Annotated in this window: 18 protein-coding genes; 5 read left to right on the forward strand and 13 right to left on the reverse strand. The window is 62.2% G+C overall.

Annotation, left to right across the window (positions count from 1 at the left end):
* Positions 1 to 97: 97 nt before the first annotated feature.
* The 6 genes from VF629_RS23195 to VF629_RS23220 form a co-directional block, all read right to left on the reverse strand.
* Positions 98 to 688 (reverse strand): riboflavin synthase, encoded by a 591-nt coding sequence (locus VF629_RS23195; protein WP_331060894.1) that lies wholly within the window; start codon positions 686 to 688, stop codon positions 98 to 100.
* A gap of 106 nt (positions 689 to 794) precedes the next feature.
* Positions 795 to 1,130 carry a hypothetical protein gene (locus VF629_RS23200; protein WP_331060895.1) on the reverse strand — a complete coding sequence of 112 codons (336 nt, stop codon included), beginning with the start codon at positions 1,128 to 1,130 and terminating at the stop codon, positions 795 to 797.
* A 135-nt stretch (positions 1,131 to 1,265) separates the two neighbouring features.
* Positions 1,266 to 2,927: a S8 family serine peptidase gene (locus VF629_RS23205; protein WP_331060896.1), complete on the reverse strand. Its 1,662-nt coding sequence runs from the start codon at positions 2,925 to 2,927 to the stop codon at positions 1,266 to 1,268.
* Positions 2,928 to 3,002: 75 nt separating this feature from the next.
* On the reverse strand, positions 3,003 to 3,809 hold the full coding sequence (locus tag VF629_RS23210; protein WP_331060897.1) for a hypothetical protein: 807 nt from the start codon (positions 3,807 to 3,809) through the stop codon (positions 3,003 to 3,005).
* 31 nt (positions 3,810 to 3,840) lie between these two features.
* The gene (gene mnmA, locus VF629_RS23215; protein WP_331060898.1) at positions 3,841 to 4,998 is read right to left on the reverse strand and encodes a tRNA 2-thiouridine(34) synthase MnmA; all 1,158 of its coding nucleotides are present in this window, start codon (positions 4,996 to 4,998) and stop codon (positions 3,841 to 3,843) included.
* A 247-nt stretch (positions 4,999 to 5,245) separates the two neighbouring features.
* Positions 5,246 to 6,667, reverse strand: a complete 1,422-nt coding sequence (locus VF629_RS23220; RefSeq protein ID WP_331060899.1) for a sugar transferase — start codon at positions 6,665 to 6,667, stop codon at positions 5,246 to 5,248.
* Positions 6,668 to 6,826: 159 nt separating this feature from the next.
* On the opposite strand from VF629_RS23220, the gene VF629_RS23225 reads away from it, so the two are divergent.
* The 5 genes from VF629_RS23225 to VF629_RS23245 all read left to right on the forward strand — a co-directional run bounded on the left by VF629_RS23225 (position 6,827) and on the right by VF629_RS23245 (position 13,683).
* Positions 6,827 to 7,489, forward strand: coding sequence for a protein-L-isoaspartate(D-aspartate) O-methyltransferase (locus tag VF629_RS23225; protein WP_331060961.1), 663 nt, complete (start codon positions 6,827 to 6,829; stop codon positions 7,487 to 7,489).
* A 147-nt stretch (positions 7,490 to 7,636) separates the two neighbouring features.
* Entirely contained in the window at positions 7,637 to 9,847 is a 2,211-nt protein-coding gene (locus VF629_RS23230; RefSeq protein WP_331060900.1) for a M43 family zinc metalloprotease, read from the forward strand.
* A gap of 133 nt (positions 9,848 to 9,980) precedes the next feature.
* A complete protein-coding gene (locus VF629_RS23235) occupies positions 9,981 to 12,173 on the forward strand; it encodes a M43 family zinc metalloprotease (RefSeq protein WP_331060901.1) in 2,193 nt (730 codons plus the stop codon).
* A gap of 134 nt (positions 12,174 to 12,307) precedes the next feature.
* Positions 12,308 to 12,826 carry an acyl-CoA thioesterase gene (locus tag VF629_RS23240; protein WP_331060902.1) on the forward strand — a complete coding sequence of 173 codons (519 nt, stop codon included), beginning with the start codon at positions 12,308 to 12,310 and terminating at the stop codon, positions 12,824 to 12,826.
* A 50-nt stretch (positions 12,827 to 12,876) separates the two neighbouring features.
* Positions 12,877 to 13,683 (forward strand): hypothetical protein, encoded by an 807-nt coding sequence (locus tag VF629_RS23245; RefSeq protein WP_331060903.1) that lies wholly within the window; start codon positions 12,877 to 12,879, stop codon positions 13,681 to 13,683.
* Between the two features lie 261 nt (positions 13,684 to 13,944).
* On the opposite strand, the gene VF629_RS23250 is transcribed toward VF629_RS23245, so the two are convergent.
* The 7 genes from VF629_RS23250 to VF629_RS23280 all read right to left on the reverse strand — a co-directional run bounded on the left by VF629_RS23250 (position 13,945) and on the right by VF629_RS23280 (position 22,853).
* Entirely contained in the window at positions 13,945 to 15,066 is a 1,122-nt protein-coding gene (locus VF629_RS23250) for a TlpA disulfide reductase family protein (RefSeq protein ID WP_331060904.1), read from the reverse strand.
* A 111-nt stretch (positions 15,067 to 15,177) separates the two neighbouring features.
* Positions 15,178 to 16,635, reverse strand: a complete 1,458-nt coding sequence (gene gatB, locus VF629_RS23255; protein ID WP_331060905.1) for an Asp-tRNA(Asn)/Glu-tRNA(Gln) amidotransferase subunit GatB — start codon at positions 16,633 to 16,635, stop codon at positions 15,178 to 15,180.
* 103 nt (positions 16,636 to 16,738) lie between these two features.
* The gene (locus tag VF629_RS23260) at positions 16,739 to 17,602 is read right to left on the reverse strand and encodes a TonB family protein (RefSeq protein ID WP_331060906.1); all 864 of its coding nucleotides are present in this window, start codon (positions 17,600 to 17,602) and stop codon (positions 16,739 to 16,741) included.
* A 65-nt stretch (positions 17,603 to 17,667) separates the two neighbouring features.
* The gene (locus VF629_RS23265) at positions 17,668 to 18,636 is read right to left on the reverse strand and encodes an LIC11966 family surface protein (RefSeq protein ID WP_331060907.1); all 969 of its coding nucleotides are present in this window, start codon (positions 18,634 to 18,636) and stop codon (positions 17,668 to 17,670) included.
* A 189-nt stretch (positions 18,637 to 18,825) separates the two neighbouring features.
* A complete protein-coding gene (locus tag VF629_RS23270; RefSeq protein WP_331060908.1) occupies positions 18,826 to 19,719 on the reverse strand; it encodes a glycerophosphodiester phosphodiesterase family protein in 894 nt (297 codons plus the stop codon).
* A gap of 251 nt (positions 19,720 to 19,970) precedes the next feature.
* Entirely contained in the window at positions 19,971 to 21,473 is a 1,503-nt protein-coding gene (locus VF629_RS23275; RefSeq protein WP_331060909.1) for a calcineurin-like phosphoesterase family protein, read from the reverse strand.
* A 99-nt stretch (positions 21,474 to 21,572) separates the two neighbouring features.
* Complete coding sequence (locus tag VF629_RS23280) at positions 21,573 to 22,853, reverse strand: DUF5689 domain-containing protein (protein ID WP_331060910.1); 1,281 nt, start codon at positions 22,851 to 22,853, stop codon at positions 21,573 to 21,575.
* Between the last annotated feature and the right edge of the window lie 54 nt (positions 22,854 to 22,907).

Genomic DNA, 22,907 nt, shown 5'->3' on the forward strand with positions numbered 1-22,907 from the left:
AAAGAATCTTTTTCATGGGGGCGCAGTCAACACGTTTGCTGCTTGACCGCTGCCCATCACGAAGGGTTGCACCTCCTGCTTTGAGAACCCGCGGCCGCTAGCGCCCCAGCATCTTGGCCACGTACTTGCCCACGATGTCGAACTCCAAATTCACCGTTTCGCCGGCTTGCAGCTGCTGAAAGCTGGTGTGCTCGTAGGTATACGGAATGATGGCCACGGTGAAGCCCGTGTCGGTGCTGTCGAAACAGGTCAGGCTGGTGCCATTCACGCAAATCGAGCCCTTCTCCACGGTGAGGCGGTCGGGGCCGGCCTCGTGCCCAAAGCGGAACAGCCAGGACCCATCCTGGTCCTCCACGCTGAGGCAGGTGGCCGTGGCGTCGACGTGCCCTTGCACAATGTGGCCGTCAAAGCGGCCGTTGGCCGACAAGCACCGCTCCAGGTTCACGTGGCGGCCGGGTTGCCACTGGCTTAGGTTGGTTACCCGCATGGTTTCGTCGATGGCCGTGACCACGTGCGTGCCCGCCGCAGCATCTACCGACACCACGGTCAGGCACACGCCGTCGTGGGCCACGCTCTGGTCAATTTTCAATTCGGCAGCAAACGGCGAGGCCACCGTGAAATGGCGGTTGCTGCCTTGGTTTTCTACACTTACAATGGTGCCAAGGGCCTCAATTATTCCGGTGAACATGAAAGGGCAAGGAGATGGGTACGAGTAAAAAACAAAGAACGGCATCACCGCGCCGGTGAGCCGTTCTTCGGGGTGTAAAACCCCAACAGGTAAGTTGGCAAAATGGCTATTTGTCGCTGCCTTTTTCGAAAGGGCGCCAGTCGAGCTCGCCGGGTAGGCCACCCGCTTTCTTGCGCAGGAACACGGTTTGGTCGTCGTCCTCTCGCTTGCCAAAGGTGACGTCGGCCCGGCAGTCCAGGCAGCGCACGGAAGTGTACTTGAACTTGCCCTGGGCAACCCGGCTGGTCAGGTCCAGGTTGTCGGACCCGCAGATGCCGCAGGCCGCCACATCGGCGAAGCTCAGGCGCTCGTATTCCGACACAGTTTCGTGAAAATTATTGCCCTGCACGGTGAAGTGAAACTGGCGGCGCCCAATGCGCTTGGTGGTCATCATTTGCAACATTGAATTGCGAAAAAATGGGGTTAAGTAGAAGCTTTAAAGTTACGAATTATCGGCCTCAATCACAAGCAAATACCCCACTGTTTGCCCATAAAAAAAGGCGCTAAAAAGCGCCTTTTTCCGAACAGCTTCATACCCTTACTGTTGCACAAATTTCACGGTTCGGCGGGTGGTACCGGCCGTGACTTCGCAGGTATAGTTGCCCTTCGCCAGGCGGCCCAGGCGCAGCGGCACTTCGGCAGCGGAGGTGGCCGCCAAGTCCTGGCGCGCCACTACCGCACCGCGCACGTCCAGCACCCGCACCCGGAGCGCCTGCCCGCGCAGCCCCGCGGGCAGCGTCAGGGTAAGGCGGCCGTCGCCGGTGGGGTTTGGGTAAACTTCGAGCACGCTGCCGAACCCGGGCGACGCGGCCGTGTCGGAAAGTGGCGTACTCGGATTCAACGCGTTGTAGGCATTGACAAAATTGGGGATGCCATAGCCCAAATTGGGGTTGGGCGCACTTGCTTGGGAAGCGGTGCTGGTCAGGGCCGCAATCACCTGCTGGGCCGTGAGCCGCGGGTTGGCCTGCCAAAAACCGGCCGCCATGCCCGCCAGAATGGGGCACGCATACGAGGTGCCGTTGCCCCGGAAAGCGCTGCCGTTGGGCGCCAACACGGCCGCCGCCTGCCCCATGGCCGATAGCGTAGGCTTGACGCGGCCATCGGCTGTGGGCCCAAAAGAGCTGAAATTAGCGCGGTTGCCCAGGGAGTCCACCGCGCCCACGGACATGATGGAGTCGGCGTCGGCGGGGGCCGAGATGTAGCGCCAGGGGTCGTCGCCCTCGTTGCCGGCCGCGTTCACCACCAGGATACCCGCGCGCGCGGCCATAGTAGCGGCCCGGGTGCTGATGGCCGTCCGGCCGTTCATGTCGGCGTAGGTGTACGACGCGGAGGGCGCATCAAACGTGGTGTATCCCAGCGAGGAGCTGATGATGTCAACGCCAGCGGAGTCGGCGTACTCGGCGGCGGCCAACCAGTTGGCTTCTTCAATGGGGTGTTCAGAATTGGTGTCTTCCGTCAGGCACAGGTGGAACGTGGCTTTGGGCGCGCTGCCAATGAAAAAGCCCGCTTGGTTGCCGGCCATGGCGGCCAGGCAATTGGTGCCGTGGCTGCTGCGCTGGTACACGCTGGTGCCACCGTCGACGAAGTTGCGGGTGCTGGCCAGGCGCTGCTCCTGGTACAGGGGCTGCAAAGCCGAAATCTGGTTGACGCCGGGAAAACCGGCATCGAAAACGGCAATGTGCATGCCTTCGCCGCGGAAGCCGGCGTCGTGCATGGCCAGGGCGCCAATCTGTTCGTTTTGGCGGTAAGTGGGGCCGTACTGGGCGCGGGTGGCGGTGGTGCGGTTGGCCATTGCTTTGGGCGCCTGAGCCACCGTAACGGCGCCAGCCGCGGGCCGAGCGCTGCGGTTGAGGGTTTTGACGCTACCTACCGGGGCCAGGGCAGTGATGCGTGCCAGGGTGCTAGAATCGCAGGAAACCACGGCCGCATTGAACCAGCGGGAGGTATACAGCACTTGGGGGCTGCCGGCCACGGCCCGCACCTGGGCCACGTAGGCCGGATTCACGGGCAAGTCGCGGGGCAGCACGGCAATGCCCTGCCGCGTGCGGCGAGCAACCGAGCGAGCCGACAGGAAAGCCTGCGGCTGCGCCACCGTGTAGGGCGTGCCCGCCTTGTCGCGGAAATACACCAGATGCCGGCGCACAGTGCCTTGGGCCGCAGCTGGCGTGGCCGCAAAGGCACTCAGCAGCGCAGAAACCACAACTAAACCTACCCACCTAATTCTCAAAAGCACCATAAAAGCGGCTAATTATGCGTTGTAAAAAAGGCGGGCTCGTTAGCGAGGACCGTACTCAATGAGCGTTTCCCGCCGCGTAAAGGCACTGAAATAGGAGTTGGCCGGATACACCTGACTGCCGCCGGAGCTAGTATAATTGAAAAAAGCAAAATTGAAGCGGCGGCGCAAGACGGGGCCCACCCCTTTGGCAAACACCTGCTGGTAGCCCGTACGCTTCAATAGGCTGTTTTCGGTGGCCTCACCGGTGTTAGTAGTGGTCACGGTCTCGGGGTAGCTCATGGGGGGTAGCCCCGAAGTGCCTCCTCCGGTGGTGAAGGCTGCTTTCACGGCACTATACTGGCGGGTTTCCGCCGTAATGGTGTCGTTCAAATCGTTGTTGAAGGCGTTAAAATTCCACGAGCGCCCGGCGCGCACCGGGAAGACCAGCTCAACGGTGCGGGAATTGTTCCGGTTCAGGGCCACGAACTGCGGGGTGGCGCTCAGCACGAAGACGCTGTCGTCGCGCCAGGCGCCCGCAGCATTCTCCCGCCGCGACCGTACCATGCGGTACGCCACTTTGCCAGCGGCATCGGTGAATTGCCCCGTAATCATCTCTCTGAACTGATACGCGGTGCCGGTGGCAACGCTGGGGGTGAACTGCGAGGCGAGGCTCCACGTAGTGTCGGCCACGGCGTATACCCAAAAGTTGCCCACCGCCACGGGGTAATAAGAAACATCGGATTCCGGCGGGGTGTCGACGGCGTCTTTGCAGCCTGCGAAAGCCAAGCTTAGCGCCACGGCCGTAGTCGCCATTGCCAGGCGGGCAGCCACCGCCTTGCCATTGAAAACCGATAGAATCTGATGCATGTAAGGGGGTGAAGCAGAAAGACGTAAAAAGTTAGCTGGCAGCTTGCGCGGCGGCAGTAAATAACGGGATTTCCCCGATAACGTGCCGTTCAATCCAACCACCGCCCATCACGTCCTGGCCGTCGTAAAAAACGGCGGCTTGGCCGGGCGTAATGGCGTGCACGGGCTCTTCGAAATACACGCGGATTTTGCCGTCCACTTCTTCCAGGAATGCCGCGGCCCCGTCGTGGTTGTAGCGCACTTTCACCGTGGCCGGCACCAGGCCCAGTCCCGCCAGACTGGCCAGTTTGCCCATATTGAGCTTGCCTACCACGGTGGCCGTGCTGGCCAGTTCGTCGTAGTTGCCCAGCACCACTTCATTGGTATCGGACCGAATTTCCAGCACAAATGCCGGGTAGCCCAGGGCCACGCCCAGCCCTTTACGCTGCCCGATGGTGTAGAACGGGTAGCCTTCGTGCTTGCCAATGACGCGGCCGTTTTTGGTCACGAAGTTGCCACCGGCCACACGGGCCTCCAGGCCGGGCACCCGGCGGCGCAGGAAGCCGCGGTAGTCGTTGTCGGGGATGAAGCAGATTTCGTAGCTCTCGGGCTTGTTCACCAGTTCGGTGAAGCCGCGCCGACGGGCTTCGTCATAGATTTCGGTTTTGCGCATGCCGCCCAGCGGAAACAGCGTGCGGCTCAGGCTCTCCTGGCTCACGCCCCAGAGGGCATAGCTTTGGTCTTTGTTTTCGTCAAGGCCCTTGCTCACCACAAAGCGGCCGGATTCGGCATCCTTCCGGATGTTGGCGTAGTGGCCGGTGGCAATGTACTGGCAGCCGAGCTGGTCGGCGCGGCGCAGCAGGGCGTCCCACTTGATGTGGGTGTTGCAGAGCACGCAGGGGTTGGGCGTGCGGCCGGCCAGGTATTCGTCGGTGAAATTGTCGATGACGAAGTCGCCAAACTCGTCCCGGATATCAATGATGTAGTGCGGAAAACCCAGCGTCACGGCGATGTCGCGCGCGTCGTTGATGCTGTCGAGCGAGCAGCAGCCGGTTTCTTTCTTCGAGCCGCCGGCACTGGCGTAGTCCCAGGTTTTCATGGTCATTCCGACCACTTCGTAGCCTTGCTCGTGCAGGAGCACCGCGGCCACACTGCTGTCAATTCCGCCGCTCATGGCGACGAGTACCCTTCCTTTTACTTCGGTATTCATATCTGTGGTGCAATTCACCCGGAGCTTGAAAGGTTCCGGCCGGCAACCACAAAGGTAAGCTCTGTCATTGCGAGCGTAGCGAAGCAATCCGTCCTGTTCTCAGCGACCGAGCTTCTATTGTGATATACCCTTTTCTGGCCTACCAAAAAGCTACGGCACTGCGTAGTTTTGGGACTTGTCACATGATTAGGTTGGTCGCTGAGAACAGGACGGATTGCTTCGCTACGCTCGCAATGACAGGCGGGCGCTATTTCCCTCGTCCTTCCACGATGATTTTCAGGGTGTAGAGGAGCACCCGAAAATCCATGGCCAGGCTCATGTTTTCGATGTAGAGAATGTCGAATTTGAGGCGCTCTACCATCTGGGCCACGGTCTCGGCGTAGCCGTACTTTACCTGGCCCAGCGAGGTGAGGCCGGGCCGCACGCGGTGCAGGTGGCGGTAGTGCGGCGCAATTTTCACAATCTGGTCGATGAAGTACTGCCGCTCGGGCCGGGGGCCGACCAGGCTCATATCACCCTTCAGCACGTTCCAGAACTGCGGCAGTTCGTCGAGGCGAACCTTGCGCATGAAGCGGCCCCAGGGGGTGATGCGCGGGTCGTGGTCGGAGCTGAGGGCCGGGCCGCTTTTCTCGGCGTCGACGTACATCGAGCGGAACTTGATGATGCGGAAGGGCTGGCCGTTTTTGCCGATGCGCACCTGCCGGTAGAACACCGGGCCGGGCGAAGAAAGCTTCACCATGACGGCCGTGAAGGCATACACCCAGCAGGCCAGCAGCAAGAACAAGCCCGAGCCCACCACGTCGATAACGCGCTTGAGCATGACCTGCCACACGGGCAGCAAATCCTGCTTGATTTCGATGAGCGGGGTGCCAAACAGGTGGTTCACCTTCACCGAGCCCAGCAGCATTTGGTAGAGGTCGGGCAGGATGCTCACGCGGGCGGGAGTGCCCTCCAGCAAGGTCAGAATGTCCTGTATGAGGCGGTGCTCGCTTGGCTCGATGGCGATGACAATCTGCTCAATCTTGTTGGCCCGCACAATGGCCGGCAGGCGCGTGTAGTTGCCGCGGGCGGGCAGCGCAGCGGCCAGCTGGGGGTCCACAGTGTCGCCCACTGGGGCGAAACCCACCAGCCGCAAGCCCAGATTCCGGCTGGTGCGGTTGAGCTCGTTGAACGTACTCATTGCCAGCTCGTTCGAACCAACCAGCAACGTCGGAAACGAGATTTTGCCTCTTCTGATTTGGCGCTGCACGCTGCTCACGGCCCAGGTTCGCAAGATGCCCGTAATTAGGAAATGCAGTAAGTAATAGGCCGTGAAGGTTTTGTAGTAGGCCCGGTAGTTGACCACGCCTTCGTCGTCGAGGAGCAAGGTGAAAAAGATGACGACGGCACCGAGCACCGACACCCGTGCCAGGCGCAGAATTTCGGCCAGCCGGGACTTGCGGAAAATGTCCCGGTACTCGCCCACGAGGGCGTAGAGCACCGTCCAGAATACGGCAATGAACATGGCCGAGCCGGTGAGGTCAAACAGCGCGCCCTCGGTAAACCGGTAGCCCGTCAGTTCGTTGAGCAAGTATTTGCGGACGAGGTAGAAGCACATCCACGCCACCAGGGCCGCGCCGAAATCGGCGGCCACGAGCTTGAAGTATTGAAACCGGCGGTTGAGCTGCAAAACGGGGGACGGGGTAGTATTTTCGCGGCCTGTGGGTGGAGCCGTCGCCTGGCAAAGGTAGAACCGATGCGCAGTTGTCGGGCTTGTGTGGCTCCGCATCCTCCCGTTGCGGCATCGGTTCTCCGTTTAGCTTTTTCGTTAATTTAACCTTCCCTCGTCATCACACCGCTCCAAGACACTTACCGCCACCAAGGCCAACGCCGCGCTTTGGTGCGCGAGCTGCGCCAGCGCGGCATTCGTGACGAACGGGTGCTGGCCGCGTTGGGGGCCGTGCCGCGTCATCTGTTTTTCGAGCCGGCTTTCGAAGCCCACGCCTACCAGGACAAAGCCTTTCCCATTGGCGAGGGCCAAACCATTTCGCAGCCTTACACGGTGGCCTACCAAACCCAGCTGCTGGGCGTGCAGCCCACCGACCGGGTGCTGGAAGTGGGCACGGGCTCGGGCTACCAGTGCGCCGTGCTCCTGCACCTCACCCCGCACGTCGACAGCATCGAGTTCAACGAAGTGCTGTTTGCGCGCACCCGGCTGTTTTTGGCCGCGCTGGGTGCCGGCGGGGCCGCCCTGCACTGCGGCGACGGCTCGTTGGGGTTGCCCGCAAGGGCGCCGTTTGACGGCATTTTGGTGACGGCCGGGGCGCCGGGACTGCCGCCGGCGCTGCTGCGGCAGTTGCGCGTGGGCGGCCGGCTGGTAATTCCGGTGGGCGACAACGCCACTCAGCGCATGGTGCGCGTGACTCGAGAAGGGCCCGAATCCTTCATCCGCGAAGAGTTTGAGGCGTTCCGTTTCGTGCCTTTGTTGGGGGCCAGCGGCTGGCGCTCCTGAATATATTGGGCCTTGGAAGTAGAACGGGAGCCGAGGCAAGCGTAACTTGCTCACCTTGCTGGCTTAGAAGCACCCCCTCTCGAGGTTTTGAGCCAGCCGGTGCAGCCTTTACCCCCACTTCCCCTCTTTACGCCCTCACCCCATTCTATGACAAAACTGCTACACGTTGCCCGGCGCTTGATGCTCGGGCTGGGACTATTGGCGGCAGGCCAAGCCGCCGCGCAAACCCCTGAAGGCATCAGCCGGAGCTACCCCGAGCACCGCACGGGCCTGCGGTGTGCGTTCGACAGCGTCCAGCAGGCGGCTTTTGCCCAGCAGCCGGGCGCGGCCCTGGCTTACAAAACGTTTCTGCGGCAGGTAGCGCAGATGAGCCCCGCCGCGCTGGCCCGCCTGCAAGCGGCCCCCGACGTCACCGTGCCGGTCGTGATGCACATCATTCACACCGGCGGCGCCAACAACATCTCCGACGCGCAGGTGAACGACGCCATCCGCGTCATCAACGAGGACTTCAGCAAAACCAACGCGGACAGCGCCGACGTCATTCCCTTCTTCTTGCCGCGGGTGGCCAACGTGGGCTTCAAAATGAAGCTGGCCAAGATTGACCCCAACGGGAATTGCACCACGGGCATCACCCGCACCTATTCTACGCTGACGTCAGTGGGCGACAACCAAGTAAAAGGTCTCATTCTTTGGGACCAGAGCAAATACCTGAATGTGTGGATTTGCACGGCCGCCAACGGGGCGGGCGGCTACGCCTACTTGCCCTGCACGGGCGGGGGACTCGACGGCATTGTGATTCGCAACGCCCAGTTCGGCAGCATCGGCACTTCGGGCGGCAGCAATTTTGCGGTGCGCTCGTTGACGCACGAAATCGGCCACTACCTTGGCCTGCCCCACACCTGGGGCGGCAGCAACACTCCCGGGCTGGCCTCGAACTGCGGCCTCGACGACGGCATTGCCGACACCCCCAACACCACCGGCAACTCCAACGGGTGCAACCTGGCGTTTTCGCCCTGCACCGACCCCACCACCGGCCTGCCCGTGCTGGCCAACACCCAGAACTACATGGACTACGCGCCCTGCTCGCGCATGTTCACGCTGGGCCAGCGCGCGGTGATGCGCGCCTCGCTGCAGCTCAGCTGCCGCCAGCGCCTCACCAGCGCGGCCAACCTGCTGGCCACCGGCACCAACGACGGCTATACCGGCGGGCCTTGTGCGCCGGTGGTGGCTTTCCGCCCGTCGGCCTCGGTGGTGTGCCAGGGCGCGGCCGTCACGTTCACCGACTATTCCTACAACACCAACCTGCTCGCACCCGGCACTACCTATGCCTGGCAGTTTCCGGGGGCCACGCCCGCCACTTCCACCCTGCGCAACCCGACGGTGACTTACCCAACGGGCGGCGTGTACAACGTCACGCTCACCATCAGCGGGCCCAATGGGCCTGGCTCTAGCACCAGCACCGGGCTGATGCAGGTGGTGGGCGGCAGCGCGGGCCTGACCGGGCTGGTAGCCGAGTCGTTTGAAAACGCCAGCTTCCCCAACAATTTTGCAACTCCGGACCTGCGCAACTGGTCGTCGACGGCCACGTCCACTTCCGGCGCCGCCCGGTGGATGCGCCTGACCAATTCGCCGGGCGGGCTGGCCGTGAGCGACGGCTCCGCTTGCCTGGTCGTGCGCAATTCGCTCATTCCGGCCGGCACGCAGACGCGCCTGACCTCCCCCAACATCAACCTGAGCGGCTACACCGCCGCCAATCCGCCCGTGCTGTCCTTCGACCGGGCGTACGCCCTGCGCCCGATGGCGGCGAACGACAACCTGAGCGTGCAGTACAGCACCGACTGCGGCCAAACCTGGGTCACCCAGCGCACGATTTTGGCGGCGGAGCTCAACACCCGCGACACCCTGCGCGTGTACGGCTACACACCCACAACGCCCTCGGAGTGGAAAAGCCTGCGGGTCGACATTCCGGCCAGCTACCTGGGTGGTCAGTTTCAGGTGCGGTTGCAGGTGGTGAGCAATGGCGGCAACAATTTCTACCTCGACCGCCTTGCCGTAGGACCGGCCACGGCCCTGGCCTCCCGCACCAGCGCCAACGCAGCAGGTGCACTGCGCGTCTTCCCCAACCCGCTCACGGCCGAAACCGTGGTGGAATTTGGCCTGCCCGTGGCGGGCCCGGTTGAACTCCGTTTGCTCGATTTGTTGGGGCGCGAGGTACAGCCCGTTGCCCGTGCGGCGGGCCGGGTGGGCCGGCAAACCCTGCCGCTGCTCAACGCAGCTAGCCGCCCGGCTTCGGGCATCTATTTGGCCGAATTGCGCACCGCCACCACGCGCTCCACCAGCAAAGTGGTGATTCCTTAAGGGTCGGCCCTCGCCACCGCGGCTCGTTTGCTTACTTTTTAATAAATTTGACAGCGGCGCATTGAACCCGTAACCACCTGATTACCTTCTTCTGATTCCGCGTATCCCCTCTCACTCCACTTGTTTGTCGCTCATGTTGAAAAAACTTTACCCCTCGGTGCTGACTGCGGCCCTGGTCTTTGCCGGCTACGGAGCCACGGCCCAGAGCCTGCCCACCACCAAAAGCCCCAACTGGTGCGGCACCACGGCCGCCCAAGAGAAGTATTTTGCCGAGAACCCCGGCGCCCGTGCCGCCGAAAAAGCTCTCTACGAGCGGCTGGTGGCCATGGCGGCGCAGCAGAAGCAGGGCAACGCCAAAACCACCGTGGCCGACGTGACCATTCCGGTGGTGGTGCACGTGCTGCACTCGGGCGGCCCTGACAATATCAGCGACCGGCAGATTAACAGCGCGCTGGACCTGCTCAACCAGGATTACCAGAAGCGCAATGCCGACGCGGCCAACACCATCCCGCTGTTTCAGCCCATTGCGGCCAACGTGGGCTTCCAGTTCCGCCTGGCGAAAATTGACCCCAACGGCAACTGCACCACCGGCATCACGCGGCACTACGTGCCCAACCTGATTAACGACGACCAGAGCGGCGCCGTGCAGGCCGTGTCGAACTGGGACCGGACCCGCTACATGAACATCTGGGTGGTGGGCAGCATTGGGGCGGCTGCCGGCGGCAACGTTACGGTGGGCTACGTCTCGCCGGGTGGCCCCACCACGGCCAACACCCGTGACGGTTTCACGGTGCGAGGCGACTACTTTGGCGACATGGGCACCAGCAACCAAAGCCGCTCGGAGCTGCGCGCCGGCACCCACGAAATTGGCCACTACTTTGGCCTGCGCCACCCCTGGGGCCCCACCAACAACCCCGGCACCGGCACCTGCGGCGATGACATGGTTGGTGACACCCCGCTCACCGATGGCACCTTCAGCTGCAACCTGGCTTACGCGCCTTGCGGCCCCATCGCCAACGTGCAGAATTTCATGGACTACGCCAGCTGCGCCACCATGTTTACGGAAGGCCAGAAAACGCTGATGCGCAACTTCCTGACCACTATCCGCACCAGCCTGACTACCTCGTCCAACCTGGTGGCCACCGGCACCAACGACGGCTACGTAGCCCCCAACTGTGCTCCCATTGCGTCGTTTGCCGTGGCTCCGGGCACCAGCGCCAACGTCTGCATCAACACGCCGGTGACCTTGCGCGACTTCTCGTCGAACTACACCACCGCCGGCGGCCAGCTCACCTACGCCTGGTCCTTCCCCGGCGGCAACCCCTCCACGGCCACGGGCCAGACCGTGAGCGTGAGCTACCCCACGGCCGGTTTTTACTCCGTGACCGAAACCGTGAGCAACAGCGCGGGCACCAGCGCGCCGGTCACCGTCACCAACCTGATTCGCGTGGAAGGCCCCACGGGCGGCGAAACGGCTCCTTTTGCCCAGTCGTTTGAGGATGCCTCCTTTCCGAACATTTTTACGGCCCCCACTCTGCGCAACTACGAGATTTCGGGCGAAACCAGCACCGGCACTCCCGCCAATTACCGCTGGGCGCGACAGACGGCATTCCCCGCCGCAGACGGCAGCGCTTACATTTTCGTGAACAACCGCGTATTCCCGACCGGGGCAGTCAGCACCCTCATCACCCCCAACATCAACCTGAGCAGCGTGCCTACGCCCGCAGTCCTGACCTTCTCGCGCGCTTATGCGCTGCGCACAGCCGCCAGCAACGACCAACTGCGCGTGTCGTTCAGTAGCGACTGCGGCGTGAACTGGTCGTCCCCCACCGTGTTCGACGTGACGGCCCTCACCACCCGCGGCCTGACGCCCATTGACGGCTTCGTACCTGGCAACACCTCTGATTGGCAGACCCTAAGCGTGCCCATCCCGGCGCAGTTCCAGGGCAGTGGCTTGTTTAAGGTGCGCCTGCAAATGGTGAACGGCAGCGCTCAGGGCAATAACTTCTTCCTGGACAACCTCCGCATCTCGGGCCCCTTGGCCACCAAGGCCGACGCCCTGGCCAGCCGCGGCATCAGCGTGTACCCCAACCCCCACACCAAGGAAACCGCCGTGCACCTCAACCTAACGGCTGCGACCCAAGTGCAAGTGAGCCTCACCGACCTGGTGGGCCGCACGGTGCTCACGCTGCCCGCAAAAACTTACGGCGTAGGCCAGCAGAAAGTGGAGCTGCAGCAGGCCGGCCGCTCGTTGCAAGCCGGCATTTACGTGGTGCGCATTGCCCTCAACGGCGAGTTCTACAGCACCAAGCTGACGGTAGAATAGATGCTGCCAACGGCTTAGCTGATTGCAAGAAAAGCCCCGTCCGGAAATGGACGGGGCTTTTTTAATAGTCGCCCCGCTGGGCCACGCCGTACCTTTGCCCGGCCTTCCGAACCCCAACCGCTTAGTTAAGAAAGATGCGTAAGCAAAAACCCGTCGCCGACTCGTTTGTCATCATGACCGAACTGGTGCTTCCCAACGACACCAACACCCTCAACAACCTCATGGGGGGCCGCATGATGCACCTGATGGACATTGCCGCCGCCATTTCGGCCCAGAAGCACTCCAACCGCATTGTGGTCACGGCTTCGGTCGACAACGTGTCGTTCCGCGACAGCATCCGGCTGGGCAACGTGGTGACGCTGCAGGCGCAGGTAACGCGGGCGTTCAGCTCCAGCATGGAGGTGCACATTGACGTGTGGGCTGAGGACATTCCGAGCGGGACCAAGATGAAGACCAATGAGGCCTTTTTCACCTTCGTGGCCGTCGACCAGGCCGGCCGGCCCATCGACGTGCCCGAGGCCCTGCCCGAAACCGACGAAGAAATCCGGCTGTACGACGGCGCCCTCCGCCGCCGGCAGTTGCGCTTGGTATTGGCGGGCCGCATGAAGCCGGCAGAAGCCGCGGAATTGAAGGCGCTGTTTGCGATAGAATAAGCGGCTGAGTTACTATTTTTTGCTGGGTAAACTGTTTTTTCTTGATTGCCATGTCTGCTGAAAAACTCGCCTTTCTGCAAAATTTCTATACCGACGTGACGCTGTACGTGCCGGCTGAGCCCGAACCGGCCGCAGCAGTCCCCCCCGCTCCCGCCCCGCAGGCCAAGGCTTCCGTTCCGACGCCGGCTCCCGTTGCGGCAGTTCCTTCGGTGGCAGCCGCAGCCGTGTCCGACCGCTCGGCGGCCTTCTCGCAGCCTTCCCGGAGCTACAGCAAGCCATCGGCCGGCCTTGAACGACTGGCCAGCGGCTACGTGCCGCCCCTGGCCCCCGCCGAGAAAGCGGACTTGCCCAGCCTGCCGCCTGCCCAAACGGCCCCGGCGCCACGCGTGGCTGCCCCGGCGGCTCCGGTGCCGCCGGCAGTACCTTCGCCAGTTCCCGCTGTGCCGCCCGCCATGCTCACGCCGTTTTCTACCCTCGGCGATAATGCGCAGGGCGTCATTCTGTTGTTTCGGGTGCCGCAGGAGCAGTTTTTAAAGCTGCATCGCAACGTGTTTCTGAACAAGATGCTGCAGGCGCTGGACCTGGTAATGGCCGATGTGGTGCTGGTGAACGTGGAATCAGAGTTGCCGGTGGCCTTAGCCAATTTGCGCAACAAGATGGCGGCCACGCACATCATCGCCTTCGGCAAAAACCTGCTGGACACCACCATTCGCAATACTCAGATTTACGAGCCGGTGCAGTTTCCTTCGCTGGGGCTCTCCTACTTGTCGTCGGCCACGGTGGACTTGGTGGAGTACGATGTCAGCCTGAAAAAACGACTGTGGCCGGGTTTGCAGCGCATGTTTGGGAAGGCGTAGGAAGCCAGGAAAAAGTAACCTGGCATCAGCTGCTTGTCCTGCTGCGCCCTGGTTAACTACTAGAGCGATGTCTCTTGCCGGTCCAACTCCCTAGGCGTCCGACCGGTTGTCGGTCAACGGCCGTTGGAATATCGGCTTTGCGGCAACTGGTCGGACGCTTAGGGCGTCGGACCGGGCGGAGCCGACTTCTTCCACAGTTTCGATAACAAAAAAGGCCCCGTTGCAAGCAGCGGGGCCTTTTTTTATGATTCCAGCAAAGTACTATTGCGTTTTCAGCACCTCGGCCAGCTTGGCGGCCAGAGCATCACCGCGCAGGTTGCGGGCAATGATGTTGCCCTTGGGGTCAATCAGGAACGATTGCGGGATGGATTTCACGTTGTAGGCCGCACCGCCTACGCTGCTCCAGCCGGCCAGGTCGGAAACGTGGTGCCAGGTGAGCTTATCGGCTTCGATGGCTTTGAGCCATTTGCCTTTGTCCTGGTCCAGCGACACCGAATAGATGGTGAAGCCTTTGTCCTTAAATTGGTTGTAGGCTTTTACCACGTTGGGATTCTCCTGGCGGCAGGGACCGCACCAGCTGGCCCAGAAATCGAGCAGCACGTACTTGCCGCGCAGGCTGCTCAGCGCCAGCTTGCCGCCTTCGGGCGTGGCCAGGTCGATTTCGGGAGCTTTGGCGCCGTTGGCCGTGGCGCGCAACGGTTCGAGGCGGGCCGTGAGCTCTTTGGTGAACGGCGAGTTGGGGTTGGCTTTGCGTTGAACGGTGGCCACGGAATCCGCAAACTGAAACTCTTCCTCAGGGTTCAGGAAAGCGCCGACGGCAAAGCCCCCTACCACGGTCGTGGCGTTGCGCCGAATCAGGGACTTCACCTTGGCGTTGTTGCTGCCCTGGATGGCGTAGAACTCCTTCTCTATGGCCTTCATCTCGTCGGTTTTACCGGCTTGGCCCGCGGCGTTGTAGCGCTTGCCGATGGCTTCCATCTGGCCCTTGCTGCCGTTCATTACCTGGGTAAGCTGGCGCAGCACTTCCGCGTCTTTGCTGCCCTTCACGCTGTAGGTGGTGGGCAGGCTTTGGGCGTCGCCATTCAATTCGACGTGCGTCTTGTTGTCGAGCAGCAACAGCACCTGGTTGGCTTCGTCCACCTTCAGTTGAAAGATGCCCGGCGTGGCCGAAAGCCCTTTGAGGGTAAACTTGCCGGAGCCGTCGGTTTTGGTCTGGGCTTTCTCCACAAACTGGTTGGAGGTCAGCTCGGACAGGTGCAGCACGGTGCCGGCCGGGGCGTTTTTCAGCTGGCCCGAAATTTCGTAGCCGTCCGCGGCGGAGGCGTTTTGGCAAGCATTGGCCATGCCCAACACCGTGGCAGCCAGGAAGACAGGTTTTATCATAGGGAGGAGCATACGCGTAAGCTTGTGCATGAAACAGCCAACGCCTGGCTGGTGGTTTATTGTTCCGTGGTCGGCGGCGGGTGGGCCGCGCAGTCACCCTGCGGCCGGGGACTACCCTTCCAGGGCCGCGCGCAGCAATTGATTGGCCAGTTTGGGGTCGGCTTTGCCGCCGGTTAGCTTCATCAGCTCGCCCATAAACATGCCGGTGAGCGACTTTTTGCCCGCCCGGTACTCGGCTACCTTTGCGGGGTTGCCGTCCACTACTTGCTGCACCAAGCTCGCTAGCTCGCCGGTATCGGCCTGCGTAAGCAGCCCGAGGCTTTCGGCGGCGCCGGTGGCGTTGGCGGTGGGGTGCTCCAGCAGGTGCGGGAAGAGCTGCTTGCTGGCCACCGAGTAGTTTATCTTGCCCGCGTCAATCAACTCGATGATGCCGGCCAGCTGGGCGGGGTCGAGCGGGAAGTCGGCCATGGTGAGGGCGCGCTCGTTGAGGTAGGATTTCACGGGGCCCATCACCCAGTTGGCGGCGGCTTTGGCGTTGGGCGTGAGGCGGGCCAACTCGTCGAAGTACAGGGCCACTTCCTTCTGGTCAATCAACACCGAGGCGTCGTAGTCGGACAGGCCCAGCTCGCCGGTGAAGCGCGAATAGAGCTGCTGCGGCAAGGCCGGCAGCTCGGCGGCCACGCGATGCAGCCACTCGTCGGAAATCACCAGCGGCGGCAGGTCGGGCTCGGGGAAATAGCGGTAGTCGTTCAGGGTTTCCTTGCTGCGCTGGCCGTTGGTGGTGCCGCTGGCCGCGTCGAAACCCCGGGTTTCGCTGTCCACTTCCTCGCCGGCTTCGATGATGGAAATCTGACGCTCGATTTCGTGGGCAATGGCGCGCTGCACGTTGCGGAAGGAGTTCATGTTCTTCACTTCCACCTTCATGCCGAACTTGTCGGCGCCTTTCAGCATCACCGAAATGTTGGCGTCGCAGCGCAGGGAGCCTTCTTCCATGTTGCCGTCGCAGATGCCGAGGTACTCCACCAGCTTTTTGATTTCGGCGAGGTAGGCGTAGGCTTCTTCGCCGGTGCGGATGTCGGGCTCGCTCACAATCTCAATGAGCGGCACGCCGGCGCGGTTCAGGTCCACGAGGGTTTCGGTTTCGCCGGCCAAGTGCATGCTCTTGCCCGCGTCCTCCTCCATGTGAATGCGCGTAACGCCGATGCTCTTGGTGTTGCCGTCGGGCAGGCGCACGTCCACGTGCCCGTCGTAGCAGATGGGCGTTTTGTCCTGCGTAATCTGGTAGCCCTTGGGCAGGTCGGGGTAAAAGTAATTTTTGCGCGCAAACAGGTTGTCGCGCCGAATCTGGCAGTTGGTGGCCAAGCCCATTTTCATGGCAAATTCCACGGCCGTGCGGTTCACCTTGGGCAAGGTGCCGGGGTGGCCAAGCGTGATAACCGAGAGGTTGGTATTGGGGGCAACGCCGTATTCGTTTTCGTCCGACGAGTACATCTTGCTGTGCGTGAGCAGCTGGGCGTGTACTTCGAGGCCGATGACCGGCTGGTATTTGGCAAGGGTGGCTTCGTCCATGGCACAGGTAAGCGGGGCAATAAAAGCTATTCGCCCTTAAAGGTAACGGGTTCGGGCGAGGTGCCCGAAACGTGCGCCGAGTGCACGCACCGCCAAGCTCTTTTTACCGCCACTGTTGTTGCCTGAATGCTCTATAGCCCTGGTTGGGTCGGTAGGCGTCCCGGGGAGGCACCTGCACGGTGTAGTAAACTGGTACCGTGATGAAGCTGGCCATGGTCTGCCCGTCGCGGCGCCCCGGCACAAAGGAGCGTTGGAGCTTGGTCACGGCTCGTAGCGCGGCGGCGTTGAGATACCGCGCCGTGGAGGCCACCACGCGGGCGTTGGTTACGCGGCCGTCCGCGGCCACCGCCAATTCCACGTCAACCTGCCGCTGCGTGCTATACATAAGGCTTCTTATGTTATCAATTTCGCGGCGCATGGCATTCTGCTCAGCCGAGGTGAGGCGCACGGCCCTTTTCAGCTCTTTGAGCAGCTGCTCCTCGCCGCCGGGGTACAACGGCAGTTGCTCATAGGCAAAATACGGCACCGGCGCCCCGTTGGGGCCGTAGCATTTGCCCACGCCGCAAAGGCCTTTTTCGTAACGCTCCTGGCGCTTCACCACGCCATTGGGGTAGTAGGTCAGCAGGTCGCCCTGGCGCACGCCGTTCAGGTATTCTTCTTTGGTGCACAGCTGGCCGTCCTCGTACCACGTGGTGAGGGTGCCGTGAATGAGGTGGCGGTACACGTTGCCGTACGGCACGTACTGCCGAAGCTTGCCCGATGGATAGTACACCCGCGCCACCCCGCTCAGGCTGTCGCGGAAGGTAATTTCGGAACAAAAAGCCGTGCTGTCGCTGGAACTGGAAACCCGAAAGTCAGCAGTAAAAAAAGTCGCGGGCGGCGCAACGGGCGTAGCCTGTGGCGCCTGGGCGCGGCTCGCCAAGGAACCTGCCAACAACAGCCCCATGCAGAATAACCGTGTTTTCATGGCAATCAGTAGCGTGTGCTTTGGTAAAACTTGGGGCGGCACCCACCGGCTTTGTACCGGCTAAGTTAGTCGTTCATCACCGGTACATACGTGTCCATGAACGCGGCCGATGTGCGATTGTAGGCTTCGTTGAATTTTTGGTTCTGGGTGTTGTAGGTGCCGATGTGGCCGTTGATGGTTTGGGCGTCTACTTTGGTGAGGCGGTCCTTCTGCTTCATCAGCTCGGCCACCTGCACAAACTGGTTGGCGCACATCACCACGTACAGGTTGGCCAGGTCGCGCGCGGCGTTGCGGTAGGCCACGTCTTTGCCCCGGAAAGCGGGCACGGCCGACAGCTCGGTGGCCGACTTTTCGGCCTCGGCGGCCAGCGTCACGCGAGCGGCATCAAAAGCGGCCGCGTCCTGGGCGTTGAGCGCATCGGTGAGTTTGGCGCTGGCTTTCTGCACTCGGAAATACGGAAGAAAAACCTGGTGCTGATACTTGTTCACCACCGTTACCTGGCGGGTGTATTCGTCCAGCTTGGTGGTTTCGCGGTTGGGCTCGATGCTCATGCCGAACTGCCGGGCAAACCGGCGCTGGGAGGCGTTCATGCTGTCGTTTACCACGGCCAGCTTTTGCTCGGCCACTTCCTGGGCGGCGAAGTAGCGCTCCATGGCCTCGAAGCTCTGGGTGCGGGTGGCGGCCAGTGCGTTCACCTGCTTATAGTCGGCCGAGTACACCTCCAGCATGGTCTTGAAGGCAGTCAGCGCCGAACTGCGCAGGTCGGCGTTGCCTTTGTAAGCGGGCATGCGCTGAATCTTGGCCACGGCCACCTTGTTCTGCTCCACCACTTCAAGCCGACGCGACTCAATCTTGCGGTCGTTTTCGCTGTGCGCGGCCTTGCTGATGTAGCGCAGGTTTTTCTTGAGCAATTCGGTTTGCTCGTTGACGATGGCGTTGTTGTAGGATGCCGGGTCCTCGAAGGTTTGGGCGGCGGCTGGGAAACCTGCGGTCGCGAGCAAACAGCCGAAGGCCAATTGGGTAAAAAAGCACATACGCAAAAGGTATTGAAAATGAGGGCAAATCAGCACACAACAAAGGTGCCCTCCTCTCCCCTATTTTTCACCTTCGCAGGCCAACAATTTTACTTGTCAACGAGCCCGGACGGAATGCCTACTGGCGCCTTGCCCGGCATGTACGGCGCGTTACTGCGTCGCTGGCGCCGAAGGGTGGCGCGCTCGGGCTTAAGGCAAGGCACTGGCCCGGATGAGGTCGGGGTAATCGGTAATGAGGCCGTCGACCTGCTGCAACAGCAGTTGCCGCGCGTCAGCCACGGCGTTCACCGTCCACGGAATTACCAGCATTTGTTTTTGGTGGCAGGCCTGCACCACGTCCTCCGTCACCAGCTTGTAGGCAGGGCTGTAAATGGAAGGCGTGAAGCCCAGCCGCGCCAGGTTCTTCTCCACGCCGTCCAAATTCTCCACCAGTAGTGCCGTGCGCATCGCGGGCTGCAAGCGGTGCACCACTTGCAGCGTGCGCGGGTCGAAGGACTGCACCGTCACTCGGTCCTGAATTCCCTTGGCCTTGACAACGGCCAGCAACAGTTGCACAAACTCCTCCGGCGCGGGGTGATTAATCCCATCACCGACGGGTGTGCTTTTCGTTTCGATGTTGTAAAACGGCGCGGGGCGCTGCTTGCGCCGGGCATAGGCTTCGGCCGAGTCGATTACTTCGGCGAGCAGTGGCTTGTAAGCCGCCAGCTTCTGCTGCCTCGGAAATTTGGCGTTGCCGCGGCTGCCCACGTCGTAGCGCCGAATTTCGGCGTAGGGCATGGCATAGAGCCGAAGCGTTTTCTGCTCATCCTTGGTAATGGGCTGGCCGTCGGGGCGAACCACAAAGTCGGCGTTCATCGCGGGGTCGTGCGAAAGCAGCACCTGCTTGTCTTGGCTGATGGCGAGGTCCATTTCCAGGGTGGTCACGCCCAGGTCCAGCGCGCGGCGCATGGCGGGAATGGTGTTCTCCGGCATCAGCCCCCGGCAGCCGCGGTGGCCCTGAATGTCGAGCAGGCGCTGTTGGGCCGTGGCCGGGCTCCCGGGCATCAGCAGCGCCAGGCTCAGGAGCAGCAGGTAGTTTTTCATAGCGACGAGTTATTCAGGATAATGCTTGAATGAGGACGCCAGTTCTCAAATTGGGCTTGCGTCGGTGCTCCTTCGGTAGCCACTGGAAGTAACGCCAGCGCCTTCGGAACGGAGTCGACAAGCTAGAACGAGTACCCCGAAATTTCATTTCGGCCCGCCAGAACGACGGACGTTCCACCGGGCCGAAATGAAATTTCGGGGTACTCGTTCTACCGGACCTAATCGATAATCGGAACCCTCGATGGGCAGCTTCAGACCACAAGGGTCTCGCTGTACACTTTCCCGAAACGGTCGGTGGCTTCGATGCGAATTTCCTTAGCGTTGGCAGACGGGCGGGCAAAAAACAGGTGGTCGGTGAGGGTGGGGTCCACCCATTTGTGCTTGGCGGGCAGCTGCGCGCCGGCCTGCAGCTGCACGGCCATGGGGTCGAGCCCGACTTGCTGCTGCATTTCGCCCTGGCGCACGCCGTTTTCAAACCAGGTCACTTTCCACTGCGGGTCCCAGTTCCACACGTTGGCCACCACATCGTCGGGGCGCTCCGCCACGCTGCCTTTGGGGTACGAGCGGAGCTGGTGCTCCCGCGGATGGCCCACCGACTTGTAGTACCACTGCAGGTTGCCGCCGCTCACCTCGTACACGCCGTAGCCGCTGGGCGTGCCGTCGGTGCAGATGGGGCCCGTCCACCAGGCGCCGCACACGGCGCCGTGGGTGTGCTCAATGGTGTTTTCGTGGAAAATCTTTTCGCACACGTGCGTGTGGCCCGACATGATGTGGGCCGTGTACGGCTTAAGCAGGCGGTACAATTCGGCCCGGTTCGACACGACGCCTCCCAGCGCTTCGTCTTTGAGCTTGTTGCGGCGCTGGTCGCCGCTGTTCACCGGAATGTGCAGGGCCACCACCACGGTGGTGCCCGGTTTCACGTAGCTCAGGTCCTGCTCCAGCCACTGCAGCTGCTTTTCGGGAAGGTAGCCGATGTACTTCTTGGGCGGGCCGATGAAGAAAACGTCATCCAACACCACGTAATGCACCTCGCCGCGGTTGAAGGAATAATACGTGGGACCAAACAGGCTTTTAAACGTCTGGGCCGAGCCCTCGTCGGACCGCGCCGTGATGTTCAGGTCGTGGTTGCCAATGACCTGAAAAAACGGTATGCCGCTGATTTCAACGGCCTTTTTGTAGTCTTCGAACAGCTCAAACTTGTCCCACACCAAGTCGCCGCAGCCAATGCCAAACGTGTTTTGGTCGTACTGCGCCGCCAGCTTTTTCAGGTCCGGCGCCGAGCTGGTGAGCAGCTCCTGGCAGTCCTTTTTGTTAATCATTTGCGGGTCGGCCCACACCACGAAGGTGTGCTTGGTGTCGTCGCCGGTCAGCTTTTGCAGGGCGAAATCGGCCGTCATTTTCTCGCTACCCGGCTTGATGGGCTGGTAGAATTGGGCCACGCCTTTCTCGTGCGGAAACGCATGGCCGCGCGGAATGGAAATGTACACGAACTCGGCAGTGGCGTTGCTTTCCAGCGTGTATTTGCCGGTTTTGTCGGTCAGTACCACGTTGTAGCCGTCGGTTACGGCGACGCCGGCCAGGCCGGTGCCGTTCTGGTGCACCTTGCCCCGAATGGTGAGGGGCGCCAGGCTGAGTTTCTGGCCAACGGGAGCGGGTGCCTGCGTCTCTTCGGCCGCAAGCGCGGCCGGGGCAAAGGGAAGGCTGAGGCCGGCCCCAACGAGGCCGAGGCTTTGAAGGAATTTTCTGCGGAACATGGGAAGGTGTGGTTGTAGCGTGGCCTCTGCGAGTCCGCGCTGGGGCGAGCTAGTGTGCAGTTCTGGCGGGCGCGGACTCGCAGAGGCCACGCTACGGGTTTAGTTTTCGTAGATGGCGATGTCATCGAGACCCAGGCGGCCGTTGAGCACGGCGGGCGGGCTGCTCACGCCCAGGCCCAGCTTGTTGACGCGGAAGCGCACCGGGCCGCTGAGGTTCATCAGGAAAGTGATGGAGCGCTGCCAGTTGCCGGCATCGGTCACCACGGGCCCGGTTTGCGTCCAGGTGCGGCCCTGGTCCTGCGAGTATTCCAGCTTCCAGGAGCTAGCCGCGTCGGTGTAGTAGGCGCCGTAGATGAGGGTGACTTTGGTGGCGCCGTTGGGCAGGTCGAACTTCATTTCGACCACGGCCGGCACCGTGAGGCCCTGCTGCATGCGGATGCCCTGCGCGCCCGTGTACCGGTCGCGCCCCGAGGTGTTGCCCAAAATGGACTGAAACAGCTTCCAGGGGCCGGTGCCGAAGGTGACGGTGTTGTCGGGCACGGCGGCGGTGTTCATGTCGTAGCTGCCTTTGGTGGCCGCCGGCACGGCTTCGAAGCTTTCCGGAAAGTTGCGGTAGATGGGGCCGCTGGGGTCCACGGCATCGGCCGCGGTGCGCAGCCAGAGCTGCGGCGCCGGGGCCTGCGCCGCGTCAATGGCGCCCACCGGAATGCCCACGAAGGTGGCGCTGGCCGGCAGGCGGCGGGTGGCAAAGGCCGCACTGGCTTCGGTGTGCAGGGTCATGCTTTTGCCCGCGCCGTCGGCCAGGGTTTTGTTGCCGGCGTAGGTATCGCCCGACACGGGCAGCGGCGTGATGCTGGCGCCGGTGATGCGCACCAGCGTGCCCTCGTAGGCGTCGAAATTGGCGAGCAGGGTTTCGATGTTGATGTCCCGGGCTTGCACGGGGTTGTTGCTGCTCACTTTGCGCACGCGGTCGGCCGTCACGCCTTCGATGCGGAGCGCGCCGGCGGTTTTCGCCAGCGTGGCCCCGGCGATGTCCACCACCACCGAGTCGCCCACGGCGGAGGTGGCGGCCCCATTCAACGGAATGATGATGCCGCGCACCACGCCCCGGCGCTTGTTCTGAATGACGAGGGTGTTGGAGCCGCCGGGTACGTTCGCCCCGCGGGCATCGGACACCACAATGCCCACCACCTGGCGCGCCCCGGAAAGCCGTTGGGCGTCCAGGACCACGCCCGCGCCCTGGTAGAGCCGGCGCAGGTCTTCGAGGGAGGCAATGGGGCTGGGCTGGCCGGCCGCGTAATCGGGGTTTTCCTCCAGGCAGCCGGTGCAGGCCAGCGCCCCAAGGAGCGTGAAGAGGCAGAGAAGAAGCTTGTGTTTCATGTTGATTATGATGGTGGTTTTAGGCAGCTCACCCGGCACCTCCCCCCTGACCCT

The organism is Hymenobacter sp. (assembly GCF_036388155.1).
In the GTDB taxonomy this organism is placed as follows: domain Bacteria; phylum Bacteroidota; class Bacteroidia; order Cytophagales; family Hymenobacteraceae; genus Hymenobacter.